Genomic DNA, 7,933 nt, shown 5'->3' with positions numbered 1-7,933 from the left:
ACTTAATGCCTCTGTTTGCTTCGCCAACAGACGCTCGTAATTTTTATTTGGCTTCTTTATATATAAAAATTATTTCATATAACTATATATTCACTTTTATAAATATACATCATCAATTTTATTTAGTTTTATTACAAAATTATTCACTTATAAACTTATTTACTTTCTTAAACTGTCAGTGATAATTCTTAGTTTATCACTGAACAATTTATACTTTTTTAATTAGTCTATATTTATTTTTTTCTCAAATTTAAGTTCTTCTTTTTTTGGAAGAATTACTTTAAGAACTCCGTTATTCAAGTTAGCTTCAATATTTTCTACATCAATACCTTTTGTACTGATATTAAAACTTTGTTCATAGCTTGAAACAACTTCTTCTTTTGATTCGCCGTTTTCTGTTTTTCTTACTTTTTTACGTTTAGCTGATATAGAAAGTATATTCTCTTTTATACCTATATCTAAATCTTCTTTTTTTACACCCGGCATATCCATTTCTATGCAGTAACTTTTTTCATCTTCTTCTATATTGTAGTGAGGCATTTTTTTTATTTCATCATTAGCATATAAGCTATTAAACGCATTATCAAAACCTCTGAAATCATCTAAAACAGAATGTAAAGCAGGTAAAAATATTCTTTTATCCATAATTAAAACTCCTTTTATATTAATTTATATATTTCTTAAATCTTATTAAAGCCTTTATATTAGCTTTAAGCAGCTTTCATATTTGCTACACTATTATATATGCAAGAATTGTACCAATTATTTTTTAAATACTGTATATTATTTATACATTTATTTGTAATTATTATTCTGTATCATTATATATAAATAAATATATGTTTAATTTTTATACCTAATTTGTTATAGTTTTGTATATGAATTATACTAATTTATTAAAGTAATATTAACAATGTATAGAGTTTATACTGGATTTGTTTTATAATTATTTTTATATAGTAATAAAAACAAGCATCTGCTGTATATATCTAAGAAGAAGTATTATATATGAAATGCAAGGTTTCTATAATAAAGAGTTAATAATACATTCATAAAAATATAGAAATCGAGCAAATAAGATCATATCGATATAGTTAAACTAGTGTAGAATTATTTTTTACTGAATTTAAAATTTATTTTTGAAATCATAGCATACCAAAAATCTATCTTTACCGCTTAAATCTTTTTTTATTTCGGTATTATATATATTCAAATTACGGCATATATTAATTAAAGAATCTCCCTGATTATATCCTATCTCAAAAAAGAATGCACCATTATATTTTAAATATATATCTATAATATTTAAAAAATCCCTATAAAAATCAAGCCCATCATCTCCAGAATATAAAGCATTGAAAGGCTCAAACTCCAAATCCTTTTGAAGAGAATCTTTATCTTTTAAAGGAACATAGGGAGCATTTGACACTATTATATCAAATTTTTTATCTGGTATATATTTTAGGGCATCATCATTTATTATATCTTTTATTTTTCCACCGCCCAATATATTAAATGCATTTTTATTTATAATTTCTGCTGCCTCATTACTTATTTCAACTGCCGTAATATCAATATTTTTATTCTGCTCTATAAATAATTTTTGCAATACAATAGCTATATTGCCGCTTCCAGAACATACATCACATATAGAAATATTATCTTTATATTTTGTATAATCAAGTATTAAATCAATAATCTCTTCAGTTTCTGGTCTTGGTATAAGAACATTACTATCAACATAAAAATCAAAACCATAAAACTCTTTTTTATTTATTATATACGCTAAAGGCTCATAATTAAGGCGTCTTTTTACAAAGCTCTCTATTTTCATTATCTCTTCTTCTTTTAGTGCCTTTAAGCCTTCAGATATTAATTTTACCTTATTTATATTTAAAGAATGCATTATAATAGTCTGAACCTCAATATAAGATACCTTATAATCATTATTAATTTTTTCTAATTGTTTAGAATAATATATTAAAGCCTCATTTATATTCATAATTAATTATTCAGCAAATCTTCTCTTTCTGGAGTAAAAGTATCTAATAAGCTGCCTTTTTAATACATTTACAGCCATGCGTCATATTTTTAGCAAAATGAAGACTATCTCCAGCCTTACATAAATACTCTTGCCCATTTACATTAAACTCAAACTCTCCGTTTATAATATAAGTAATTTGTTCATGATTATCATGAGAATGAACATCAGCTACAGCTCCTTCTTCAAACTCCATATAAACAGTCATAAGATTTTCAGAATGAGCCAATATTTTTCTTTTAAGTCCGTTTCCTAAATTTTTTAATTCAGCTTTATTAAAGTCTTGATACATAAAATATTCCTCTTATTTTTTAATAAATTAGAAATTGTTTTTGTTTTTATCATATACACTAGGTAAAATTCTCTGCTAAATTAGTAAACTCTTTAATATTATGAACAAAATATCAATAGGTATTTTTTCATTTTATGAGTCAGCTACCCTATCCTACAGTTTATAGATTTTAATTATACTATATTTAGGTCCCTTTCTTGATTAATATATAAAAACAGTAGTAATCATCATATTTTCCTTAAAGAAATATATTTTTCTTAATAAGTATATATAATATCAAAATGATAATAAAAGGCAAGAAAATAAATATAAAAAAGACACAAAAAAACCAGCCTTAAAGGCTAGTTTATTAACGAGGTATAAAAAATATAATATGGAAAAATTCTTTCAAATATGAATAGCAGTAAGATTTAAGTCGGACAATCTCCGAATAAAGGAGGTGATCCAGCCACACCTTCCGGTACGGCTGCCTTGTTACGACTTCACCCTCATCATCAGTCCCACCTTCGGCGCCGCCCCCCTTGCGGTTAGGCTAACGACTTCAGGTAAAACCAACTCCGATGGCGTGACGGGCGGTGTGTACAATCCCCGGGAACGTATTCACCGTAGCGTTCTGATCTACGATTACTAGTGATTCCAACTTCATGGAGTCGAGTTTCAGACTCCAATCCGAACTGAGGCAACTTTTTTGAGTTTCGCTCCACCTCGCGGTCTCGCATCTCTTTGTACTTGCCATTGTAGCACGTGTGTAGCCCTGGACATAAGGGCCATGAGGACTTGACATCATCCCCACCTTCCTCCTACTTGAACGTAGGCAGTCCCCTAAGAGTGCCCGACATTACTCGGTAGCAACAAAGGGTGAGGGTTGCGCTCGTTGCGGGACTTAACCCAACATCTCACGACACGAGCTGACGACAGCCATGCAGCACCTATGTAAAATCTCCTTGCGGTCTGACTTATCTCTAAATCATTGATCTTACAATTCAAACCCAGGTAAGGTTTTTCGCGTATCATCGAATTAAACCACATGCTCCACCACTTGTGCGGGGACCCGTCAATTTCTTTGAGTTTCACCCTTGCGGGCATACTCCTCAGGCGGTACACTTAAGACGTTAGCTACGGCACTCCTATTTAAATAGAAGCACCTAGTGTACAACGTTTACGGCTAGGACTACCAGGGTATCTAAGCCTGTTTGCTCCCCTAGCTTTCGTGATTCAGCGTCGATAAATGCCCAGATGACTGCCTTCGCTATAGGTGTTCCTCTCGATATCTGCGCATTCCACCGCTACACCGAGAATTCCATCATCCCCTACAATATCCAAGACTCACAGTATCCGAGGCGTTCCCGAAGTTGAGCTTCGGTCTTTCACCTTAGACTTATAAGTCCGCCTACTCACCCTTTACGCCCAGTAAATCCGAGCAACGTTTGCCTCCTACGTATTACCGCGGCTGCTGGCACGTAGTTAGCCGAGGCTTACATTATCTACTGTCACTCATTCTTCGATAATTTCCGAGGTTTACAACCCGAAGGCCTTCATCCCTCACGCGATGTCGCTCCATCAGACTTTCGTCCATTGTGGAAGATTCTCAGCTGCTGCCTCCCGTAGGAGTCTGGGCCGTATCTCAGTCCCAATGTGGCCGGTCACCCTCTCAGGTCGGCTACCTATCGTAGCTTTGGTAGGCCGTTACCCCACCAACAGGCTAATAGGCCGCAGGCTCATCGTAAAGCGGATTGCTCCTTTCCTCTACTCTACTTGTGTAGCAAGAGTATATGCGGTATTAGTCCATGTTTCCATGGGTTATCCCCCACTCTACGGCAGATTACCTACGTGTTACTCACCAGTTCGCCGCTAACTTATCCAGTTGCCCGAATAAGTCCGCTCGACTTGCATGCTTAAGACGCATCGCCAACGTTCGCTCTGAGCCAGAATCAAACTCTCCATACTCACTTTTTGTGAATCTGAAATGATTCTTTATTTTACTATTCTACTGAATAGTGATTTACTTACTTAAAGAAATGTTACAAATTGTAACCGTTGGGTCATAGAACTTAATCTAAGTTCATTTACACCAGTTGTGTTTTGTTTTTCTTAAATTGCTTCTGCTATCCATATTTCAAAGAACTTTTATTTTTGTTTGTGCCAGTCGATGTTTTGTTTTTTTGTTTCTCATCAACTGTTTTATTATTATAGCATAGGCTTCAAAAAACACAATAGCCTAAAAGCGAGTTTTTGACAAAAATTCCATGTTTTTTATTCAAAAATAGAGTTTATAATACATATAATACATTTTTAATCAAAACCAAATTAAACTAGTGCTTTTTTAGCCAATTTCAACCACAAAAAATATCAAAAAAGCCAGAAATTCAGCTTAAAAAAACCAAAAGAACGGAAATTTTTTGAACTTTTTGCTTAAAATCTTGATTTTTTTCTCTCTAATTCAATAAAAAACAAGAAAAGAAACAAAAATTTTAATAAAAAATTATGAAAATACCTAATTCAAGAAGAAAATTTTGATTAAAAAATGAGATTCAAAGCTAAAAATTACCTTAAAAAATAAAAAATTCAAAATAAAACAATAATAAATAGCTAAAAAAATAAAAAATATTTAAACACAATTACAAAACAAAACTGAAAATACCAAAATAAAAAAATCAAAGTAATACAAAAAAATACAAAAAATAATATATATAAAAAATAAAAACTTCCGTAAATAATTTCCCAGAATAATTTATAAGCAATTATTCTAAAAAATACTTAAATATAAAATTACATCTCTAAAAATCCGATAAGGATAATGTAGTAGTAAAATAATTTTTAACAGCTTGATTTTATATTAAATTAGATATATTATATAAGTCTGTAAGATTGGAGTAAGATTTTGGAAAACATATTAGATATTATTAATAAAGCTCAGCTAAAAAATATAGATAAAGAAACATTCTTATCTATAGCCTCAATGTGTTCGTTTATTCCAAAATCTATAACAGAAAACAACACTTGGAAAAAACTGCCTCTGTCTGCCAAAGAAGTGTACAGAACATTGGTAGCAAATTATGATTATGAGTTAGGAATAGCTAAAACTACTCATTCTCAGATACTTAATGAAGCTGGTATAGGAGGAAATGCCACTATAGTAAAATCTTTGGACACTTTAGAAGAAAAAGGTTTTATTACAAGAGTAGAATCCAAAATGAAAAGCCATCATTACCTTATGCCGCATCAGGAAAAGTTTTTTGCTACAGTGTGCAATTTTGAAGTAAGAGATTTTTCAATACTTTACACTGTAAACAAAAAAATAAAAAAGAAGCTCAGGTTAAGCAGGCAGTAGATAAACTTTTTTTCAAAGTTTGTTATAATTTAAGTTGTTTAGGTATAGATGACCCGCAGAAACTTATAGACAAGTATTCTTCTAACGGTAATCAATTAAGAATAATATTTTCTATGTGTAACAGCATATATATAGCAAAAAAATATAACCTAAACAAAGACATTAACTTAAATAATTATCTTATAGACTCCTTAAAAACAGGAAATATAACAGAAAACATTTTTGATGATAAAACAATGAATACTATAAGAAATATATTAATTAAGAATAAACAAAATATTACAGAGTAAAAATATGGCAACAAAAAAGACTACTACAAACAAAAAAGAAGAAAGCAAAGAAACTGTAAAAAAAACTAGAAAGACTGCTGCATCTAAAAAGACAGCCGATGATGAAGCTAAAGAAACAACAGTAAAGAAAACTACAGCTAGAAAGACTACCACAGCTAAAAAAACAGCTGATGACGAAACTAAAGATACAGCTAAAGATACAACGGTAAAGAAAACTACAGTTAGAAAGACTGCCTCAGCTAAAAAAACAGCTGATGACGAAACTAAAGATACAGCTAAAGATACAACAGTAAAGAAAACTACAGTTAGAAAGACTGCCCTAGCTAAAAAAACAGCTGATGATGAAGTTAAAAATACAACTACAGTTAAAAAAACAAATATTAAAAAAACTGCATCTGAAACACCCCTAAAAGAAGAAAGTAAAGCCATAGATTTACAAAAAAGTAAAGAAGAAATAACAAATAAAAAAATAGATAGTATTTTTGATAAAAAAGATGATAAGGTTTCTGATTTACCTGAAAATAAAATATCTTCAAGAGAACCTTTAATAAAAAAAGATGAAGAAAAAAAAGAAGAGAGAAAAGATTTAAAAGAACTCATAAAAGAAGCTAAAGCAGATAGAAAAACTGCATTTAAAACATCAAGCCCAGTAAGAAAATTAGAAACTATAAAAACTGAGAGCAGTGAAACTAAAACAGAAAGAGAATCAATAACTCTATTAAAAGAAGCTATAAAAGCAAAATCAAAAAATGTATCAAGACCTGTTACTGTAAAAAAACGTTTAGCTGTTGTTGATGATGATACTGAAATTAATGCAGAATTAAAAAATAATTCATCTTCTGAATTAAACGTTTCAAAACCTATAATCACAAGCGTATTAGCAGCTCATAGTATAAACAGTATAAAAGATGATGAATTAAAAGAAAATGATATAAACGAAAAAAATAAAGACAGTGCTGATTTTCTTGATAAAAAAGATGATGAGAAAGTAAAAAACGAAGAGGAAATAAATACTGAAAAAGCAGCCGATGATGAAATAAATAAAGAAGAGTCTGCTGTAGAAGAAGTTTCAAAAACAGATGAGATAGAAAATATAGAAGAGGTAAGAGAAGAAATAAAATTAGAGGAAAAAGAAGAAATTACAGAAACTCCTTCCTCATCTATAATGCATAATTATAGTTCTTCATACTCTTTTACTAGATTTGAGAAAAAAGAAGAAGAACCTGAAAAAATAAATGAAACTGCAGAAGAAAATAATTTATCCGAAGAAAAATCAGCAGAAGAAGAAATAAACGAAGAAAATAATACAGAAGAAAAAGAAGAGAAAGAAAATAATACAGAAGAAGTTAAAATAAATGACAAACCTACATACAGTAAAAGCGATATATTTAAAAGACCTGTAATCATACCTTCAAACAATGATGAAGATATAAAAAAATCTGTTTACAAACAGGAAGAGATGGATAATGCCATAGAAACAGCACCTACTATTGATGAAAATGATGCTGTTGAAGATTATAAAAATTATAATTCAAATGAAACTGAAAGCAATGAAGATGAATCTAAAAAATTACAAGAATTAAAAGAAAAAGATATAAAAATAATAGAAACTGAAGATGAATTAAAAACTTCAGCATTGCCTGAAATAGAGAAAAAGCCTGCAGAACCTTATGTTGCCCCAGCACATTCTATAGACGAAAATAAAAAATCAAATAAAATTGTTGCTATAGTTGGAATTATAATCATAATATTAGGATTATCTTTCTTGGGAGTACAGTTCTTCTCTGGAAAAAATAATGAGGTTGATGATGATTTCTATGAAATAGTTACTAATGAAACTATATCACCAACTAATAATATTACTCAAACTAATAATGCTGTTAATACTTTAACTAATGCAGTAAAAACTAATAATACTCAGACTAATATAGCAAGACCGCAGACTAATAATGCTGCTCAGACTAATATAGCAAGACCGC

At 30.1% G+C, this 7,933-nt stretch carries 5 protein-coding genes and 1 rRNA gene; 2 read left to right on the top strand and 4 right to left on the bottom strand.

The genetic code is table 11. From position 1 onward, the window contains the following. Window positions 1-222: 222 nt before the first annotated feature. The 4 genes from KQ44_RS12415 to KQ44_RS12400 form a co-directional block, all read right to left on the bottom strand. Window positions 223-645, bottom strand: coding sequence for an Hsp20/alpha crystallin family protein (locus KQ44_RS12415; protein ID WP_096737668.1), 423 nt, complete (start codon window positions 643-645; stop codon window positions 223-225). A 481-nt stretch (window positions 646-1,126) separates the two neighbouring features. Beyond that, entirely contained in the window at window positions 1,127-2,002 is an 876-nt protein-coding gene (prmC, locus tag KQ44_RS12410; RefSeq protein ID WP_096737667.1) for a peptide chain release factor N(5)-glutamine methyltransferase, read from the bottom strand. 43 nt (window positions 2,003-2,045) lie between these two features. Next, window positions 2,046-2,333, bottom strand: a complete 288-nt coding sequence (locus KQ44_RS12405; RefSeq protein ID WP_240516641.1) for a cupin domain-containing protein — start codon at window positions 2,331-2,333, stop codon at window positions 2,046-2,048. Between the two features lie 432 nt (window positions 2,334-2,765). Then, a 16S ribosomal RNA gene (locus KQ44_RS12400) occupies window positions 2,766-4,280 on the bottom strand. 934 nt (window positions 4,281-5,214) lie between these two features. On the opposite strand from KQ44_RS12400, the gene KQ44_RS15255 reads away from it, so the two are divergent. Together KQ44_RS15255 and KQ44_RS12390 are read left to right on the top strand one after the other, a co-directional pair. Next, window positions 5,215-5,664 carry a hypothetical protein gene (locus KQ44_RS15255; RefSeq protein ID WP_240516640.1) on the top strand — a complete coding sequence of 150 codons (450 nt, stop codon included), beginning with the start codon at window positions 5,215-5,217 and terminating at the stop codon, window positions 5,662-5,664. A gap of 294 nt (window positions 5,665-5,958) precedes the next feature. After that, window positions 5,959-7,933, top strand: a 1,975-nt coding sequence (locus KQ44_RS12390) for a hypothetical protein (RefSeq protein WP_096737666.1), incomplete at its 3' end; no start/stop codon positions are given.

This window comes from Brachyspira sp. G79, from assembly GCF_002379365.1.
Taxonomy (GTDB): domain Bacteria; phylum Spirochaetota; class Brachyspiria; order Brachyspirales; family Brachyspiraceae; genus Brachyspira.
This window is presented reverse-complemented; position numbering and strand designations above follow the sequence as displayed.

Bases quoted from the DNA above. Each gene is read 5' to 3' on its own strand.
- KQ44_RS12415 (WP_096737668.1), bottom strand. From the start codon at position 645: ATGGATAAAAGAATATTTTTACCTGCTTTACATTCTGTTTTAGATGAT.
- prmC (WP_096737667.1), bottom strand. From the start codon at position 2,002: ATGAATATAAATGAGGCTTTAATATATTATTCTAAACAATTAGAAAAA.
- KQ44_RS12405 (WP_240516641.1), bottom strand. From the start codon at position 2,333: ATGTATCAAGACTTTAATAAAGCTGAATTAAAAAATTTAGGAAACGGA.